The sequence below is a fragment of the Methanomicrobia archaeon genome, assembly GCA_016930255.1.
Classification (GTDB): domain Archaea; phylum Halobacteriota; class Syntropharchaeia; order Alkanophagales; family Methanospirareceae; genus JACGMN01.
The window spans coordinates 1-17098 of sequence record JAFGHB010000042.1 but is presented as its reverse complement, the minus strand read 5'-3'; the positions used below and the strand labels follow the sequence as shown (position 1 = coordinate 17098).

General features: G+C 45.0%; 19 protein-coding genes. 11 read left to right on the top strand and 8 right to left on the bottom strand.

Annotated features, from left to right (window positions below):
* Positions 1-137: 137 nt before the first annotated feature.
* The 4 genes from JW878_06470 to JW878_06455 all read right to left on the bottom strand — a co-directional run bounded on the left by JW878_06470 (position 138) and on the right by JW878_06455 (position 2499).
* Positions 138-896, bottom strand: coding sequence for a transposase family protein (locus JW878_06470; protein ID MBN1762700.1), 759 nt, complete (start codon positions 894-896; stop codon positions 138-140).
* 3 nt (positions 897-899) lie between these two features.
* The gene (locus JW878_06465; GenBank protein ID MBN1762699.1) at positions 900-1172 is read right to left on the bottom strand and encodes a hypothetical protein; all 273 of its coding nucleotides are present in this window, start codon (positions 1170-1172) and stop codon (positions 900-902) included.
* 278 nt (positions 1173-1450) lie between these two features.
* Complete coding sequence (locus JW878_06460) at positions 1451-2032, bottom strand: DUF655 domain-containing protein (protein ID MBN1762698.1); 582 nt, start codon at positions 2030-2032, stop codon at positions 1451-1453.
* 92 nt (positions 2033-2124) lie between these two features.
* Positions 2125-2499, bottom strand: coding sequence for an RNA polymerase Rpb4 family protein (locus JW878_06455; protein MBN1762697.1), 375 nt, complete (start codon positions 2497-2499; stop codon positions 2125-2127).
* Positions 2500-2643: 144 nt separating this feature from the next.
* Here JW878_06455 and JW878_06450 point away from each other — a divergent pair, with 144 nt between their 5' ends.
* From JW878_06450 to JW878_06430, 5 genes are all read left to right on the top strand, one after another.
* Positions 2644-3891 (top strand): adenosylhomocysteinase, encoded by a 1248-nt coding sequence (locus tag JW878_06450; GenBank protein ID MBN1762696.1) that lies wholly within the window; start codon positions 2644-2646, stop codon positions 3889-3891.
* Between the two features lie 11 nt (positions 3892-3902).
* A complete protein-coding gene (locus tag JW878_06445) occupies positions 3903-4118 on the top strand; it encodes a hypothetical protein (protein ID MBN1762695.1) in 216 nt (71 codons plus the stop codon).
* A 151-nt stretch (positions 4119-4269) separates the two neighbouring features.
* Positions 4270-4791, top strand: coding sequence for a hypothetical protein (locus tag JW878_06440; GenBank protein ID MBN1762694.1), 522 nt, complete (start codon positions 4270-4272; stop codon positions 4789-4791).
* Between the two features lie 81 nt (positions 4792-4872).
* Entirely contained in the window at positions 4873-5409 is a 537-nt protein-coding gene (locus JW878_06435) for a hypothetical protein (protein ID MBN1762693.1), read from the top strand.
* Between the two features lie 119 nt (positions 5410-5528).
* A complete protein-coding gene (locus tag JW878_06430) occupies positions 5529-6071 on the top strand; it encodes a DUF559 domain-containing protein (GenBank protein MBN1762692.1) in 543 nt (180 codons plus the stop codon).
* A 100-nt stretch (positions 6072-6171) separates the two neighbouring features.
* Here JW878_06430 and JW878_06425 read toward each other — a convergent pair whose 3' ends face one another.
* Positions 6172-7398, bottom strand: coding sequence for a 2,3-bisphosphoglycerate-independent phosphoglycerate mutase (locus JW878_06425; protein MBN1762691.1), 1227 nt, complete (start codon positions 7396-7398; stop codon positions 6172-6174).
* A gap of 163 nt (positions 7399-7561) precedes the next feature.
* Between JW878_06425 and JW878_06420 the strand changes: the two genes are divergently transcribed.
* From JW878_06420 to JW878_06395, 6 genes are all read left to right on the top strand, one after another.
* Entirely contained in the window at positions 7562-8485 is a 924-nt protein-coding gene (locus JW878_06420; GenBank protein MBN1762690.1) for an ADP-ribosylglycohydrolase family protein, read from the top strand.
* Between the two features lie 52 nt (positions 8486-8537).
* Positions 8538-9065, top strand: a complete 528-nt coding sequence (locus JW878_06415) for an ArsR family transcriptional regulator (GenBank protein MBN1762689.1) — start codon at positions 8538-8540, stop codon at positions 9063-9065.
* The gene (locus JW878_06410; protein ID MBN1762688.1) at positions 9062-9889 is read left to right on the top strand and encodes a glycosyltransferase; all 828 of its coding nucleotides are present in this window, start codon (positions 9062-9064) and stop codon (positions 9887-9889) included. The genes JW878_06415 and JW878_06410 overlap by 4 nt, the downstream gene beginning before the upstream one ends.
* A gap of 50 nt (positions 9890-9939) precedes the next feature.
* Complete coding sequence (locus JW878_06405) at positions 9940-11019, top strand: glycosyltransferase family 4 protein (protein MBN1762687.1); 1080 nt, start codon at positions 9940-9942, stop codon at positions 11017-11019.
* 37 nt (positions 11020-11056) lie between these two features.
* Complete coding sequence (locus JW878_06400; protein ID MBN1762686.1) at positions 11057-11845, top strand: class I SAM-dependent methyltransferase; 789 nt, start codon at positions 11057-11059, stop codon at positions 11843-11845.
* Between the two features lie 104 nt (positions 11846-11949).
* Positions 11950-13164 (top strand): glycosyltransferase, encoded by a 1215-nt coding sequence (locus JW878_06395; GenBank protein MBN1762685.1) that lies wholly within the window; start codon positions 11950-11952, stop codon positions 13162-13164.
* Between the two features lie 98 nt (positions 13165-13262).
* On the opposite strand, the gene JW878_06390 is transcribed toward JW878_06395, so the two are convergent.
* The 3 genes from JW878_06390 to JW878_06380 form a co-directional block, all read right to left on the bottom strand.
* Positions 13263-14819 (bottom strand): flippase, encoded by a 1557-nt coding sequence (locus JW878_06390; protein MBN1762684.1) that lies wholly within the window; start codon positions 14817-14819, stop codon positions 13263-13265.
* Between the two features lie 23 nt (positions 14820-14842).
* Positions 14843-15907, bottom strand: coding sequence for a glycosyltransferase family 4 protein (locus JW878_06385; protein MBN1762683.1), 1065 nt, complete (start codon positions 15905-15907; stop codon positions 14843-14845).
* 550 nt (positions 15908-16457) lie between these two features.
* Positions 16458-17098: hypothetical protein (locus tag JW878_06380; GenBank protein ID MBN1762682.1), on the bottom strand; the 641-nt coding region annotated here is incomplete at its 5' end.

Here is a 17098-nt window from a genome sequence, read left to right as displayed (position 1 = left end):
AATGGTTTTGAAGGCTCTTAAAACCAGACGTTAATCAAAGTCCTCTACAGATTATGTTCTGATATGAGATTGTTGAGTCCTAATATTATTTCGCCTACTATCCATAAGGCCTTTCACATTCATAAACGTACCTCCTTTTAGTTCCACACAAGAAACATCCCAAGGATACTCCCGCTTCTCAATTTCCTGATAAACGCCTCATCTGGGGTTTCACCGCATTCCAGGTCAAGAGCTCCGTGGATACGGTTATTGTACCACTCTGCGAATGCATATGCGCTATCAAACCGCCATCTGTGTCTTCTGTACTCCTGAAACCACCGCTCGATCTTACCGTTCGTTTGCGGATTGTTACGCTTCGACGGGATGTGGTTGATGCCTCGCACGCTCAGATACCGTTCGAATCGGTTGACACCTTTGCTCTTCTTCTCGCCACCGCTTGCATAGAACTGGCTGCCTTGATCCGTATTAACCTCGTGAATACGACTGCGATACGCTTCGGCAGCATCTTCCGCACGTTGAAGCGCCGCTATGGCGTTGTCTGCGGTTGCATGTGCGAATTCACCGATTGAGAGAATCTTTCGCGAGGCATCGTCCTCGAACGCGATCACCTGGAGCCCGTCATAATCGAGCCAATCGGCGTGCACCAGCGAAAGACTGTGCTCTCGCTCGTATCGGCATCGTTTACGCTTCTTCTGCTTCTTCGGGTTCGATCTCGCCAGCCCTACCTCGAGCAGATGCTGATGGATCTTATTTTGCGGTATATTCCGCTTATAATACCTCTGTATGTGGTACCGAAGCAAACGGGCCCCTAAGAATGACTCGTTATAGGCTGCTTCAATTATCCGCTTCTCCTCAGCGCTCAGAGGAGTCCGAGGTCTTCTGTTCCTATCAAGCACTGGCTATTCTCCTGTTTCCTTATAGCCCTTCGCCAGTTGCTGTATCCTCCGTCTGGAGACACAATATATCGCGGCAACCACCGCTGTACTCTCTCCTTTGTTGATTACCTGATTAACCGCCCATTTGATCTTTCTGTCCGTGAGCTTCACCATGCGTTTTGGTGAAACTTCCTGACGAAATAATTTCGGGACTCTACAGTCTGATATGAGATCATACTTATAATCAATCATGTACGCCACCGCCTCGCCAATTGTTGCTACTTCCTCCACCGCCATCTTTCCTTCCTTCTTCGATTGTGCTGGTGACTGCAACGTCCCGCCGTATGTTTTTACCCTCCGCTGATTTTTACTTCGAGGTGCTCGTACAGGTCCATAACATCTGTTCCGATTTATGCATAACAACGATCGGTGGTGTGTTTAATTCTTGACGCAGTAATCAGTCCGCTTTTGATAGCGCGGTAAAAGCTCGTAAAGAATAAGTGAAAGGAAAAGGAAATTGGCCCTCTTCTCTCCTCTGTTTCTGGGCGTATGTGTTTGCGAAAGAAAGAAGCGGTTTAGGGTGTAAAGAGCCGGTATTTGATATTTTCGTCGATGATTTCATCTTCGATTCGCTTCGCGAGGATCTTTTCAGGATGATGGAGCCCTTTCACGCGCTTGGTGAGGTCAAAGAAGCCGGCGAACTCCCCTTTCTTACGCTCTTCCACGATCGCCCACATCAATTTCTTCCCGATCCCCGGGAGCAAATCGAGCGTATGTAATCGTGTGGTGATCGGCTTTGCGTTGTTAAACGCCTTTATGAACCGTTCCTCGTTCTCTTTTATGATGATCTCGAGGACGTAGGGTAATTCCACCTTTGCCGTCGGCGTTAGTTCCTCGTATCTCAACCGCTTGGTTACGTGGTCTATCACTTCTCGCTCGCCTTCGCCTATGTACACGCGGTCGTACACTTCAGGTATTTTATCCTTCTTTGGTGAAAGTTCTATCAAGACGAATTGATCCTCGCCAACAGCCTGAACAAGAGGTTTCCTCTGATAGACCGGTCGAGAGTCCTCAGGATGTCCATAGGGTAGAAAATCGATGACGCGGACATAAATCTCTCGCCGCTTCTGCCTGCCAGCACTCCGCCCCTTCTCCATCCTGCCCCGCTTCTCATACGCATACCCTCTCATCCCTTCTTACCTCCAAAAAGCATTACCCCACACACAACGTCAATCAGTCAAGTATTCATTCACACATACTTCGCAACGCAATCGAGTATGCCCTCTATGTCAGCCTCGGTAAGGGTAAATCGTTCCTTCGCATAGATCGCCCGCACCTCATTCGGGCTCTTTGGCATAATATCAGCAATCCGTATCGCTATCAGCTCTTTCATCTTCGGTAGTTCGAGCAACTCGTTTATCAGCACCCGCGAGTCTTCCGCGCTGAGCTTCGCGAACTTTGCGGTATGCTCAGAAGCTTTTCTCCTCTCGTAACGTATCTCCACCTCTTCTTCCTCGCCCTCTTTCTTCTTCGTGCCCTCGCCACTCGTCCTCAGAGGTGTTAATATTTCCTTAGATTCCGCAAGTGTCAATACACTTTCGCTCAGTATCTCCTTTACAATCATTTCTCCTCTTCCCCTTTACCCGCTTGCTTACTTACTCACTCACTAACTACCTTCACTTCTCGGATAGCGTCTATGAAGATAAAAGGGTTTTTATTATAGTATAATTCATTCATCAATTCAGCAGAGATAAATGAAGGTGGTATGATGAAAGATTTCATAATTAAGGATATAACCCTTGCGGAAAGAGGGAAGAAGCGTATAGAATGGGCACGGAGACAGATGCCGGTTCTGCAGATCATACGGGAGCGATATGAGAAGGAGAAACCCTTAGAGGGTGTAAAGATCGTGGCCTGCCTCCATGTCACGGTAGAAACGGCGAACCTTATTCTAACACTGCGGGCGGGCGGTGCAACAATAGCACTGACGGGCTCAAATCCACTCAGCACACAGGATGATGTCGCTGCCGCACTTGCGGCTGAGGGGATACATGTCTATGCCTTCCGGGGCGAGAATGAGAAAGAGTACTACGAATGCCTGGACGAGGCGTTGAAGATCGGCCCCGATATGACCCTTGACGACGGCGCGGATACAATCGCACGCGTGCATGAGCGGGGGCTTGAGGGCATTAAGGGCGGCTGCGAGGAGACAACGACAGGGGTCATACGGTTACGGGCGCTTTCAGCCGAAGGGAGGCTGAGGTTTCCGGTCATCGCGGTGAATGATGCGGAGACGAAGATGATGTTTGACAACCGCTACGGAACCGGACAGTCGACCCTGCACGGGATAATGAACGCAACCAACTTCCTCTTTGCCGGTAAGACGGTCGTGGTGGTTGGCTATGGCTGGTGTGGTAGAGGCGTGGCGTTGCGGGCAAAAGGGCATGGCTCGTCCGTAGTGGTAGTGGAAGTGAATCCGAGGAAGGCCTTAGAGGCAGTTATGGACGGTTACCGGGTAATGCCGATGACGGAAGCAGCGAAGATCGGCGATCTTTTCATCACGGTCACGGGGGACATCTCAGCGATACGGCGAGAGCATTTCGAGCTGATGCAGGATGGCGCGCTCATCGCGAATTCCGGCCATTTCAATGTCGAGATTAACATTCCTGACCTCGAAGAGCTTGCGGTCGAAACGAACGAAGTAAAGGAAGAGGTGGTTGAGTACGTCATGCGGGACGGGAGAAGGTTGTATTTATTATCTGAAGGCAGGTTGGTGAATCTCGCTGCTGCGTTCGGGCATCCACCTGAAGTGATGGACATGAGCTTCGCGAATCAGGCGTTGTGTGTGCGGCACATCGTGGAGCATCACGAGCAGTTGCATAACGAGGTTTATTCGGTGCCGAAAGAGATCGATGAGGAGGTGGCGCGTTTGAAGTTGAAGGCGATGGGCGTCGAGATAGAAGAACTGACGGACGAGCAGAAGAGATATCTCAGCTCCTGGGATGCTGGCACGTGATATTCCTCGAGATGAGAGAGGATAAGAAGGAGCAGGCTCTCCGATTACAGAAGAAGTTAGAGCACTGGATAGCGCACAATAAGGATCATGCGGAGAGCTTCAGGAAGGCCGCGCGAGATGCTGAGGAGATCGGGTTGGTGGAAGTCGGCAAGCGTTTACAAGAGGCCGCTGAGAAGATGGAAGAGATAGCTGCGGTTTTGGAAGGGGCAATAAAGGAGATAGCTTAGAGCCCAAAACATTTTATTTTTTATTTATTTCACGAACGGATCTATTATAACGAATATTATTCGTTGAAAAATACCGAAAAATTTATATGTTATATCATCATTTTTGTTGATTATCTCCAAGGAGACATGGGAGGAGCGGAGGTGAAGATACATGCCAAGGGGAATTGAAATGAAAAGAGGGGTTGGATTGATTTTGGTGTTGGGTGTATTATTAATGGTCATACCGATAGCAGTTGATGCCATATCCGGTGACCAGCCATCACAAATTCGTGCCGATCTAGAAAGAACTGGCGATATATGTGATGTAAACGTACAACCAGTGAATAAAGAAACCCTAGGGAATGTTCCAGATGCGATAGTAACGTTATACGGGGTGGGGGTCACTCTCGGGCCTCAGCCTTCAGGCCAGACGTTCATAGACGTTCCTTATGGCAACTATACCGTAGAAGTAGTTGCAGAAGGCTTTGTTCAATCTGAAGCGGATCGAAATAAAATATGGACTGTAGGGTCTGCATGCAAGTCAAATGGGGACTGCCTGTGTATTTTAAGACCTTCTTTAGATAATGCATATGGCCCTGCATCAACACCAACAGCCACAATACCCTCCTTTCAAATAATTCCGGCTATTATGGCATTATTAGCTTTAGCCCATCTTTTGAAAACGAATAAATGAAACACATGGAGAGTTGGGTGTTTAAATAACATGGTAAGTTAAAGGCAAGTACAGATATAAAATCAAAAGGAGGTGATAAAAATGGCTGACGTGTTCATCAGCTGTGGTTTCAATGCCGAAGAAAGAATTCTTGGAGATTGGTGTTATGAGTATCTTACATCAATTGGCGTTTCTGCATTTTGGGGAGGAGTTGTGGCAAGTGGCTACCCTGCCGTTGATGCAATTCAAGCAGAAATTAGGCAAAGCAAGCTAGTGGTGGCATTCCTTCATCGAAGAGAAAGGCTCGAAGGAAACTTCAACTGGGCGATGCCTCCCGGAGTTCGAGATGAATTAGCCTTTGCATCATCATTTCAACGACCGGTGGTGGCATTCGTAGAAAAGGGGGTCAAAATTGATGGGCTGCTGTCTCATATGGCGATGCCCCGAATTCCATTCGATCGAAGCGATCCCAGTATCATCGGGCAAGAACTTCCTAGATACATTGAAAATCTTCAGTCTCAAGCTGGCCAAGGTGACAACAACGCTGGTACAGTACTACTAATCTTAGGATTGCCCATCTTCGCTGGCCTAATCGGCTACCTTTGGGGAAGGAGCGAGCATCAGGGAGGTAATGAGTAGACGACGATTGTCTAAAGTGATGCTTCAAAAAGCTCGCCATAAAACCCGCAGATACCAAATGGGATGCATCGAATTTATTCCGAGGTGGAGGGCTGGAGCTTACAAAGGGGTGAGATAAATTGATAAAAATTTCCATAAATAATTTACCGCCAGAAGATCAAATACGTGTCCGGGCTAAACTCAAAAAACTCGATGATACGACCTTACCACCAGGATATAACATAGGAGATGTAATAGAACGGAATGGTGGGAAATATATTATTGAACGTTCCCATTTTGGTAGACCTGGACAACTGCAAATTAGAGAATTAGTGCCACCGGCGAAAATGGATACCGACTTAGAAAAGAAGACTGAGCAGTATTTAACTGAACTTGGTTTTAAAGAGCATGTAGATTATGAGAAACAATATAATGTTTCACGATATTGGATCGATTTCGCCTTTGTAAACGAAAAAGTTGCTGTGGAACCAGGTGCTAATTACTGGCATGCAAGGGAAAAAGATGAGGGCAAAGAAAAAGCATTGAATGAAAGGGGATGGAAAGTTCTGTGGTTTAATGAAGACGATATCAACCAGGATGGAGACCGGATTAAAAGAATATTGCAAGAAACTATTAGAGATAAAAGACAAAATGATTTTGTTTTTGGAAATTCATTAAGATAGGATCCGATATAAGCTAAAAACATTTTATACGCCAGAAGTCTAGTTTAGGGCAAACATGGATGCGCCAGATTTTAATGGGGTGTGGCAAGAATGAGGCTTTTCACGTCCCGTACATAATAAAGAACCCCATATAATCGGCCAGTATCGGCATCAGATCGACGCCCCGTATCCGGTTTAATCCACCAGAAGCGACGGAGATTTCATCGAATTTTTTTACGTCGTCCGTCCGAACCCCTTTGCCTTTTATGACCAGCGGGACGGGATCACTGCAGTGTCGTTTTAGTGTTACAGGAGTGCTGTGATCGCCGGTAACGGCAAGGTAGGCGTCAACGTCTTTGAGCCGAGCCACAAGCTCTTCGTCCACCCGCTCGATGATTGCTTTCTTGGCCTCGAAGTTGCCATCGTGACCATCGTTGTCCGTATCCTTCACGTGGATGAAAACGAAATCGTGCTCCTCTAATGCCTGTAAAGCGGCTTCTGCCTTGTTCTTCAGGTTTGTGTCAGCTTTGCCGGTCGCGCCCTCGACCGGAAGGATTTCCATACCCAGGTATTTCGCCACACCTTTGTACAGCGACGCGCCCGCCACACATGCAGCGTTGAAGCCGAATCGGTCTTTTAGCGACGTTATGCCGTCGTAGCTGCCCGCGCCTCTTAAGAGGATAATGTTCGCAGGCAGTTCTCCCTTTTCCCGTCTCTCCGCATTTATCGGATGCTCATTGAGCAGCTCGTAACTCTTCTTGACGAATTTGTTCACCACGGTTGCGGTCTTCCGCTCTGCTTCGCCGTCGTGAAGTGGTTTGCATTCCTGCACGAAATCTCCTGCTTCGTGCGTGTCCACATCGGAGACGTAGCGTGAGAGTTGATCGCCCCTCATCACAACGGCACAGCGATGCTGCGTGGTGTTTTTCAGGAGGATCTTAATGCCGTCTATTTCAAGCCCGTTGAGCACTTCTGCCAATTCTTCACTCCCTTTTCTACCCGCTCTTCTGTCAATGACGCACATGGTCTCATCCACCGTCGAGAAATTAGCCCGAAAGGCGACGTCACCTTTATGCAGTTCCATATCCGCACCAAGTGCCTCAAACACGCCTCTGCCCGGATAATATCGGTACGGGTCGTATCCGAAGAGAGCGATGTGCGCAGTATCGCTCCCGGGCACAATTCCGGGCGCTATAACGTCCATCAGCCCGTTTATCCCTGAGGCGCTGATTGCGTCCAAATTGGGCGTATAAGCAGCTTGCAACGGTGTCTTTCCATCTACCGAGGGACGGTCTCCAAGACCATCACAGACGAGTAAGATCGCCTTATTCTTATCTGAGCTTGACATTGCACGTAATGTAATTAAAGAGTACTTGTTAATTTGCTCTGCTCGTTATATAAAATGAGAGGGATATGGATGAGCTGAACGACGAGCTCTTGTTGATTGTTCCTAGCCGAACGAATGAAGTTGAGAGATTACGATACCTGAAACTGGTAAAGGGGGATTACTGATGGAAGTGAACCTTAAATCAAAATTTACCGGTGCGCTCTTGGGCACTGCAGTAGGGGACGCATTAGGCGCGCCTTTCGAGGGTTGGAACAGGGAGAAGGTGCGTTCGGTGTACGGAGAGGCAACGGTGTGGCAGATGATCGACGGGCGCTACACGGACGACACGGAGATGATGATCGGGGTCGCGGAGTCGTTAATCAGGAATAAGGGCGTCAACGGTGCGGATATGGCGAGTACGTTCATCCAGAATTTTAATGCGAAACGAGGCTACGGTCCGGGATCGACGGGCGCATTAAAGCGTATACGGGAGGGGGAGAGCTGGGAAGAGGCATCGAGAAAGCTGTTTGGTGGCGAAGGCTCGTACGGTAACGGTGCTGCGATGCGCATCGCGCCTGTTGGGCTCTTTTATTATGATGATACCACTGCACTGCGTGACGCGGCGTATAAATCGAGTATGATAACGCATGCGCACGAGCTGGGCAAAGAAGGGGCGGCGCTGCAGGCCTTCGCCGTCGCTTTAGCGGTACGCGAACAAAAAGAAGGCATGCTGTCTGAACTGGAGGATTTTGTCCAGAACAACGTTTACAAGGAGAAGATACGGTCGATAGGACTCCTTTTGGAGGAAGCACCAACCAAAAAGGAAATTATCGCGAAATTGGGCAATGGCATGGCAGCTTTCAACTCGGTACCTACCGCCATCTACTCGTTCCTTCGTGCTGATAGCTTTGAGGAGGGCGTGGCCTATGCGGTAAGTCTGGGTGGCGATACCGACACGATAGGCGCTATGAACGGCGCGATAAGCGGGGCCTACTACGGAGAGAAAGCGATTCCCGTTGAATGGAGGGAGCTGTTGGAAGAGGGTGAAAAAGGTAAGAGTTACATAACGAGGTTAGCTGCGGAGTTGTACCGAAGCAAAGGATTATAACCCATAAGACTCATACACTTAAGTATACGAGGAAGGGGAAGGTTACGAAGAGATGCGGTTATTCAAAGCTTTGAGTAGTACAACGCGGAAGGAGATGTTGAAGCTTCTAATGAGGGCCGATTATCATGTCTCCGGTCTGGCAAAAGCATTAGAGATCTCAGTACCTGTGGCTGCAAAGCACGTCAAGATATTAGAGGATGCGGAACTGGTGACGCGTAAAACGTTCGGGAAGACGCATGTACTAACGGTAAATCGGGCGAAACTCTATGAAGCTCTGGAGACGTTCAGCGAGGAGTACGAAATAGAAGCCCGGGAAGGCACAAGCATATTGGCTGCGCTAAGGGATGTCGCAGGAGTAGGGATAAAGAGAGTGAGCGATAAAGAGTTTATTGCGTCAATAGACGGAGAAGAGGGCTTTTATATCTATGAAGTTAACGGGAAATCCCCGGATCTGCCGATTAATGAGTATACGCTGGCACATGGGGGGGAGATAGCGATAAAGCGATTGGTGCCGGTGCTTAAGAAGCGGGTGAAGGTGACGATACCAGAGACGAGAGCGGAAAGAGGAGCGAAAAAGTGAGAACCTCCGTTATCGTTTGTAGTTATGGTGGCCAGGAGGAGTTGGTCGCGCGATGCATAGCTTCTCTGGAACACCAAACCCATATACCAGACGAGGTAATATTAGTAGTCGATACTGACGATGAAAAGATAAGTTATTCTGACCTTTTTTGTGGCAAAACGCGTGTGCCTATAAGGGTTGTCAGCTCAGGTAAGAAAGGTTTGGCCGCAGCGAGGAATAAAGGCGTTGAAACGGCTTTGGGGGATATAATCGCGTTTATAGATGACGATGCAGAAGCGGATGAGAACTGGCTCGCCAACATATTCGATTCTTTTTCAGGGAAGGTCATGGTGGTTGGCGGTTCCGTTAAACCTGTTTTTCGTGGTAAGAAACTAGATAGCAAACTGAACTGGGTAATCGATTGTACGACCACGAATCCGCCACCTAAACGGCCGATTGGTTGTAATATGGCATTTACTAAGAGGGTATTCGAGGCCCTGGGGGGCTTTGACGAGAGCCTAGGGATGGTAAGGAGGAAGATGGCGGTGGGAGAGGAAACCGATCTATTTCTGAGAATCAAGAAGAGATACGGTCCTGACGCCAAGATTGTCTTTAATCCAGACGCTGTTGTTTATCACCATGTGCCGGAAGAGCGAACGAAATGGCGCTATATGTTGAGAAGAGCGCATGCAGAGGGATTGGCCAAAGCTAGCATCGGAAAGGAGTATGACCTGGAGGTGGAGCAGACCTACCTCAAGTATTATCTGAAGCATTTAGATGTGATGACCTTCTTTTTATTGCTTGCTGCTGGAATTGGATATCTGCGAGGCAAATTGAGGATGTGAGAGGAGGGCCTTGGTAAAAGTACATTCCGCTTGAGGAGGCTCAGTTGAGCATGAAGATCGCGCAGGTGTGTCACGCGTATTATCCGCACAAAGGAGGTATCGAGGAGCATGTGAGGCAGCTAAGCGAGCGGTTAGCTAAGAAATTCGATGTAGAAGTTATCACTGCAGATTTATCTCCGAATAATAAACAGATTACCGAACTCAACGGCGTTACGATAAAACGATTTCATGCAATCGCACCAAACGGCGCGTACTTCTTTTCACCACAAATGTTGTTTTATTTGCGGAAAGCCGATTTCGACCTTATTCACGCCCATAACTATCATGCGTTCCCTGCGTACTTTGCCTCCTTTGTCAAACGAGGAAGGTTTATCTTCACACCGCACTATCACGGCATGGGCAGCACACCGTTCAGGAACGTTTTAAACAAGCCCTACAAGTATTTTGGAGCACGGATATTCAAGCGCGCCGATAAGATTATCTGCGTCTCAGAGCACGAGAAAGCTTTGGTACAGAGGAACTTTGGCGTTGCGGATACCGAGATTATGGTCATTCCGAATGGACTCAATTTGATGGAGATAGAGGAAGCAGAGCCTTTCGAATTTGAACATGACTTGATTGTGTACGTTGGACGCCTAGAAAAATACAAGAACATCCAGATAGCGATACGCGCGATGGCGTTTTTACCCGAATGTCAGTTTTACATCATTGGCGAGGGGAGATACCGTAGGGATTTAGAACAGCTCATCCACACTTTAAACTTAGAGAGCAGGGTCAAGATCCTGAGCGGTGTCACTGATGAAGAGAAATACCGCTGGTTGAAGACCTGCTCGCTGTTTATCAATTTATCGGGTATCGAAGCTTTTGGTATAACGGTGTTAGAAGCGTTAGCCGCAGGGAAGCCAGTGATTGTTAATGAGGAGGGAGGGCTACGAGAGTTTGCACAGAAGTTTGAGGGGGTTTTTCCGGTTCGGGTTCGTGTGCATGAACCAGCTAAGAGGAATAACCCGAAGAAGCTGGCAACGATTATGGACCAGAAGAAGGGGGAAGAAGTGAGAGAGGATCTCAGTGCGTACGCGTGGGAGACTATAGCGGAAAAGACTGAGAATATCTATCGTGGAGCTTTATAACGAGCAAACAAAGTTATATTCATAGTTGGTATGATAGATGGGGGCCATGAAAGAGAACATGTCAAGGAAAAGATCAAAGGATAATCTTGAGAAGATAGCTGAGGATGCCGATATAGAACTAACAGAGACGGACTTTGGCGTAAGTGCCACTTTGCAGTCCTTATCGGATCTGCAACCCTTATTATCCGAGCTGAATGAGGATAAAGCGAATTTAAATGCCATGGTGGACTTGGGCTGTGGTTACGGTGCCGTAAGTAAAATACTAGCAGAGTATCTCTCTATTCCGAGTATATGCGGAATTGATAGAGATGAGGAACGATTAGATCATGCGCGAACACGGGGGATAACGACTTACAATATCAATCTTGAGGAAACGCCGTTACCCTTCTCTGACGGAGAAATCGATTTAGTAACATCATTTGGAGTATTGGAACATCTGAGGTACTATGATAATCCTATTTCTGAAAGTTATAGGGTGCTAAGAGAGAGGGGGTGGATACTTTTTTCTGTGCCGAATCTGGGAAGTTGGACAAGCAGACTTTCATTATTGTTTGGCTATCAGCCCCGTGATGTAGAAATATCTTCGCAAAGAGCTTTTGGGATATCAGGTTTTTATGACAAAGTTTATGACCGCGCCCCTTTAGTGCATATTCATTCGGTTACGCTAAACGCGTTTAAGGAACTCCTTGAATTTTATGGCTTTCATATAGTTTCTGTAGTTGGCTTCGCTCCCTATCAAACTAGTGCCACAGTAAAATTTGTAGACAAACTTTTTTCTGTTAAACCGAGTTGGAGTAGGCGTTTTGCAGTTTTGGCTAGAAAGTGATGGACTCCAAGTCTCCTTGATGCGAGAGAAGAAAGAAGAGTTTAAGATTATGAATTGCCTATAATCTTAAATCTGGTTTGTCCATTTAAGGGAGATAGAGATAAATGGTCGCACACTGTGATGGAAAGAATTTTGCAAAAGTGGACCCGAACGAGAATAATTATAATATCGCCTATTTTGCCTTTGACCAGTTCATCCCATCAGAACACGCAGGCTTTGTACATACACATTCGATTGTGAAAGCACTCAAAGAGATTGGAAATGACGTTACCCTGTATGGAATACCAACGGGAAGAGATTTATATAATGTTTTGAAGTGGTCAGATAGCTATGAAGGCATACGGCTCAATTATGTCAGGTTTATCGTGTCATTTAAGTTAAAATACAAACTATTTTATCCATTGAACTTCATGAGTTATCACCAAACGTTAGTTGCATTAAGGACGCAAAAACCAGATCTGATTCACGAGCGTTTTCATTTACCAAATCCTCACAGCATTAAAATTAGCAATACATTAAAGATACCGAAGATTTTGGAAGTCAATAGTTTGTACATCGATGAGGAAGTGTATACCGGCAGAGCAAAAAAAATAGCATCAAACCAGAGAGATATACTCCTTGAACAATGTGAAGTGATAGTAACCCAAACAGAGACGCTTAAAAAAATGATTGGGACCATTACAGACAAACCAGTGTTCGTTGTGCCAAATGGTGTTGACACCGAGAAGTTTAGGCCCGATGTTTACTGTGATGATCTTGAGAATGAATTGAGCATACGGGATGAAGTCATTATAACGTTTGTTGGTTCTTTTAGGCGATGGCACGGCGTTGATCAAATACCGGAGATTGCCAAGAGGTTTGAACGTGAAAATGTTAAGTTCCTGCTCATAGGCTCTGGTGAGTTGTTTGACGGAGTTAAGAGAGCGAAGACGGATAATATGATCCTGTTGGGAGCTCGGAATCACAGCGAAATATCCCAATATTTAGCGATGTCCGATATACTCATTGCTCCGTTCGATGAGCGGTATTTCCCCGATTCGGAGTTTTGGTGGAATCCTGTAAAGTTATTTGAATATATGAGTTCAGGAAAGCCCGTGGTTTCGTATGACTATAAAGAGGTTAAGAAGATTGTTCAGGATGCGGGCCTACTTGCAGAAGTAGGTAATATAAAGGATTTTATGGAAAAAATAGAGTTTTTGGTGGAAAATAAAGGTATTAGACTGGATTTGGGAAATAAGGGAAGGGAAATTGCTGTTAAGGGATATGATTGGAGGAGTAGAGCGAAAGAGATTGAGAAAGTTTATAATAAAGTGTTATAATTTTAGTCTTCCGGTTAATTAGTAGAGATTTATTAACACATTGATTTATTTATTTGAGGATTTTGCTGACTTTAACATACCATTAAAATAGCTATTTTTTAGATAAATCTACTGATGATCTTTCGTATCCACTTTAACTTTATCCCCAACCGTTGATCTATCGCTCGCATAATCATCACATCCTCCTTATCAAACCCTTTGACAACTAAAAGCAGAATGAAGTAAAGCACAAAGAAGACAGGGAGCATTGCAATTAGCACCAAAAACGATACCACAAAGGCATATTTTGTTATACCATATACGATCAGAACTGCGATTATAGATGTAATAACAGGCTTGAGATGGCTGAACTTGAAGGGCTGCATGCCGCTGATACGATATGCAAATGTGAATATAAGGCCAATCATAAGAATAATAGAGAGCGCGGTAGCAACCGCTGCTCCGTTGATACCATAAAGTGGTATCAAATAGAGGTTCAAGCCGACATTTGAAGCTGCTCCTATGACATTGCACACCAGTATTATTTTTGTTCTTCCTAACGCTTGTATAATCCTGCCAGAAAGCCCCAGCATTGCCTGAATAATATATCCGAATGCGAGGATAGCAAGGGCGGTTGACCCAGTTATAAATTCGTCTCCGAAGAGAATCGTAATAACAGACCGTGAGAAGAGAGTAATTAATAAAAATGCGGGAAGAGCAAGAGACAGGATCCATTTAGTAACCGCACTGTAGGTGATTTTCAACTCGTCAGAGCGATTTCGAGCATGAAGTTCGGATATAACTGGCATAAAAATGCCGGAGAATGACATGAACACAAAGTAGATTAATGCCGCAGTAGGATGAGCAGCATTGTAAATCCCTACCTCCTGCGCTGAAGAAAAATAGCCAAGCATGAATGTATCTGTCCAATTCATGACTACCGCAGATAAGGTAGCAAAAAGTAGTGGCCATGAGAAGGACAGGAGTTCCCTTTCCAGAGATGTAGCTTTTATTGGTGTGTTAAGAACAGGAAAAACCTTCTTTTCCAAGAAATAGAAACCGAGAAAGGGCATCGCGATGATGGCAAGAGCCCAACCCCACGCGGCACCCAGCACGCCAAACCCCAAAACGAGTAGAGCCACAATCGCTACTAATTTAAGAGTATTCTGAAATACCTGATCTACGTAAGCCACGTATCTCATATCTTGAAATCCTGCGATAGCAGCAACGAAAATAATGGAGAGACTGAAAAAAGGAACGGCGATGGAGAAGATCCTCAAAACAGACGTTAAATGTGGTTCATGGAAAACATTAATGGAGATCCATTGCGATCCACTGAATAAAGAGAAGGTGAAGATCAGACTCAGTGGGAGAGCTATCTTTACCGCACCTTCTATCGTGCCTTTTATTCCTCCTTTGTCCCCCCTTCCCTTATAAAACGCGACATAGCGAGTTACCCCCCCTTGCAGGCCCACTAAGGAAACCGCTGCCGTAAGACTCATAGCGGCAAACCCTAGCGAGATTAAACCATAATCAGTTGCACCGAGAAATCGCGCAAGGATTATGCGAGAAAAGTAACCGAATACAGCACCGATAAAAAACCCAATGAACCCTATGCCCGTACCCTTGGCGACTTTTCGCAACGAGTTATCCACAGTAATATTCGCTGAATTCATAGAAGCTACACCAAAAAACAAATCTACCTACGTAAAATCTCTTCAAACACCTCTAACGTCTTTTGAGCAACGTAACCCCACGAATATTTTTCGGCCGTTTTCCGCGCATTGAAGCCCATTTGTTTTCTTAAATTTTCATCTTCAACAAGAATATTTATCTTTTCTGCTAGTTCTTCAGAATTTGTCGGATCGTCGAGCAATAAACCATCTTCCCCATCAGTCATTATCTCTGCCGCGCCCGCTATTTTACTGGTGATAACCGGCAGGCCTGATGCCATCGCCTCAGTGATCACCAATCCAAAGGGCTCATACAAGGTAGGAAATACAAAGAGATCAGAGGCTGCATAGTGGTCATTGAGGTCTTCCTTAAGTGTTCCCAAAAAGAGGATATGATCCTGCATGCCTAGTTCGCTGGCCAGTCTGAAATACGGTGTCGGATTATCACCTCCCGCGACCAAGAGTTTAACATTACCTTTGATTCTCGGTAATGTTTCAATAATATATTTCAGACCTTTTCTGCTGAACTCATGCCCAGAAAACATTAGTACGATTTGATTTTCGTTTATTCCTAGTTTTGTCCTTATTTTTTCTCTTTTTGCAAAATTAGGTTTAAACTCCTCTAAATTAACCCCACTATGAATAACTTCAACTTTTTCTGTAGGAACGCCATAGTTTTCGAGGATCTCTTGTTTCACCCTGTTAGATATAGCAATAATCTTTTTACTTCCTCTTTCTAACACATATCTTTCTATGATTTTTCGCACGTAATCAGGAGGATTTATTGAAAATGGTCTCCCCTTTTCCGAATCGTGTTGCTTCACCCAGGCTTTATGACAACTTTGCATAGTTACGACATCACATTCAAACGATTCTGTGCTTTGGGAATGGACAATATTTATGCCAAAATTCTTTTTAATAATCCTTGAATATTTTGTATTATAATGGGCATTATACAAAATTTTAAGCCAAAATGGCTTTCTTATCATTGACTTCTTGTGGACGATTAAGTTAGGCACTTCATAATCATAACTGGAGGTGAGCAAATATGTTTCGTGATCCTTGACAAATCGCTCCGCCAATTCCACCACGTACCTTGAAATCCCACTTCTTTTGCTAAATCTTCCTATGATCAAGAGCACCCTCACTCTTTATCACCTTTTTGTCAAAACAGATAACTGATATCTGGCTTAAATTTATCTACCTTATTTGATCTATTTATATCTTAATCTAAAAATAGTGAGCCCTATTCGATCTCTTCATTTCACTTCTTTCATCCAGATTGAAGATCATAATCGATGAGGATTTTTATAGGCAAAGTAAAGTAGCGTATAGAAAATATTCGTTTAAGCTCCTATTCCTGCTTTTACAATGTCAGTAGGAGTAGTGCATATATTCTCCTTTACGTATACATTGTCCTCCATCACTCGCAGGATTTACGATTTCCACTTTAACATCTTGTTAGTATTTTTCCTCAGACCTCCCTCGCCAAACATGTGCAGGCAAGTCATCAGAAAATATACATACGCTATTTTACGCCCTGTTTTGTTGTAAGCCCTTTGTTATAACAACTAATTTTAATAAGGATCTCTCGGTCTCCCATTACATACCCCATGATGTACTTAGCAGTAACACATTTCTTCATACCCTTTCTCCCCCCCCTTTATCGATAAATAACCTGTGCCACAATTCGAACGTCACGAGAATAAATAGTAGCTGCGTGTAATCCTTCTTGTAGCTCATGTGATCGTTCACCATTCTTTTAATAAAATCACGATTGAAATATTTTCTATTCAACGTTCTTTCGTCCAATAAAATTCCTTCCACCCATTTCCTGAGCCGTTCATTACTACGTATCCACTCGCCGTAATCAGGATAGTCATCTTTAAAAGGAATTTTAACCAGACCTCGTGTTTTAATTCTACATACATTTCTTATTTTTCGCATACCTACTTTCTTTAAGGAATGGATCTTATATAAAAAATGCGGTATGTCCATTTGAATTCCTGCAGGAGATACAGGAATTTTAAATAATTCTGGCGATAATTTTTTGAGAAATTTAAAGTATATATGATGATTTAGCCTTAGTTCTGGTGGAAGTCTAAGCGAGAAATCAAGAAGATCTTTATCACGAAACGGCATTCTATCTTCAAGCTTACATCTTTGATAAACTGCATTCCCTAATAGCATAGATCTTCTCTCACGGTTTTGAATACAAAAATAATCGCTTCTATTTGCAGCTAGTTTATTTTTTGATTTTTTTACTTCGTACTCTAATGATT

What these genes read in the sequence shown, in the direction of transcription:
- JW878_06400 (MBN1762686.1), top strand. Translation starts at nt 11,057, where the DNA reads ATGGGGGCCATGAAAGAGAACATGTCAAGGAAAAGATCAAAGGATAAT.
- JW878_06420 (MBN1762690.1), top strand. Translation starts at nt 7,562, where the DNA reads ATGGAAGTGAACCTTAAATCAAAATTTACCGGTGCGCTCTTGGGCACT.
- JW878_06455 (MBN1762697.1), bottom strand. Translation starts at nt 2,499, where the DNA reads ATGATTGTAAAGGAGATACTGAGCGAAAGTGTATTGACACTTGCGGAA.
- JW878_06415 (MBN1762689.1), top strand. Translation starts at nt 8,538, where the DNA reads ATGCGGTTATTCAAAGCTTTGAGTAGTACAACGCGGAAGGAGATGTTG.
- JW878_06465 (MBN1762699.1), bottom strand. Translation starts at nt 1,172, where the DNA reads ATGGCGGTGGAGGAAGTAGCAACAATTGGCGAGGCGGTGGCGTACATG.
- JW878_06450 (MBN1762696.1), top strand. Translation starts at nt 2,644, where the DNA reads ATGAAAGATTTCATAATTAAGGATATAACCCTTGCGGAAAGAGGGAAG.
- JW878_06435 (MBN1762693.1), top strand. Translation starts at nt 4,873, where the DNA reads ATGGCTGACGTGTTCATCAGCTGTGGTTTCAATGCCGAAGAAAGAATT.
- JW878_06405 (MBN1762687.1), top strand. Translation starts at nt 9,940, where the DNA reads ATGAAGATCGCGCAGGTGTGTCACGCGTATTATCCGCACAAAGGAGGT.
- JW878_06395 (MBN1762685.1), top strand. Translation starts at nt 11,950, where the DNA reads ATGGTCGCACACTGTGATGGAAAGAATTTTGCAAAAGTGGACCCGAAC.
- JW878_06440 (MBN1762694.1), top strand. Translation starts at nt 4,270, where the DNA reads ATGCCAAGGGGAATTGAAATGAAAAGAGGGGTTGGATTGATTTTGGTG.
- JW878_06460 (MBN1762698.1), bottom strand. Translation starts at nt 2,032, where the DNA reads ATGGAGAAGGGGCGGAGTGCTGGCAGGCAGAAGCGGCGAGAGATTTAT.
- JW878_06425 (MBN1762691.1), bottom strand. Translation starts at nt 7,398, where the DNA reads ATGTCAAGCTCAGATAAGAATAAGGCGATCTTACTCGTCTGTGATGGT.
- JW878_06445 (MBN1762695.1), top strand. Translation starts at nt 3,903, where the DNA reads ATGAGAGAGGATAAGAAGGAGCAGGCTCTCCGATTACAGAAGAAGTTA.
- JW878_06390 (MBN1762684.1), bottom strand. Translation starts at nt 14,819, where the DNA reads ATGAATTCAGCGAATATTACTGTGGATAACTCGTTGCGAAAAGTCGCC.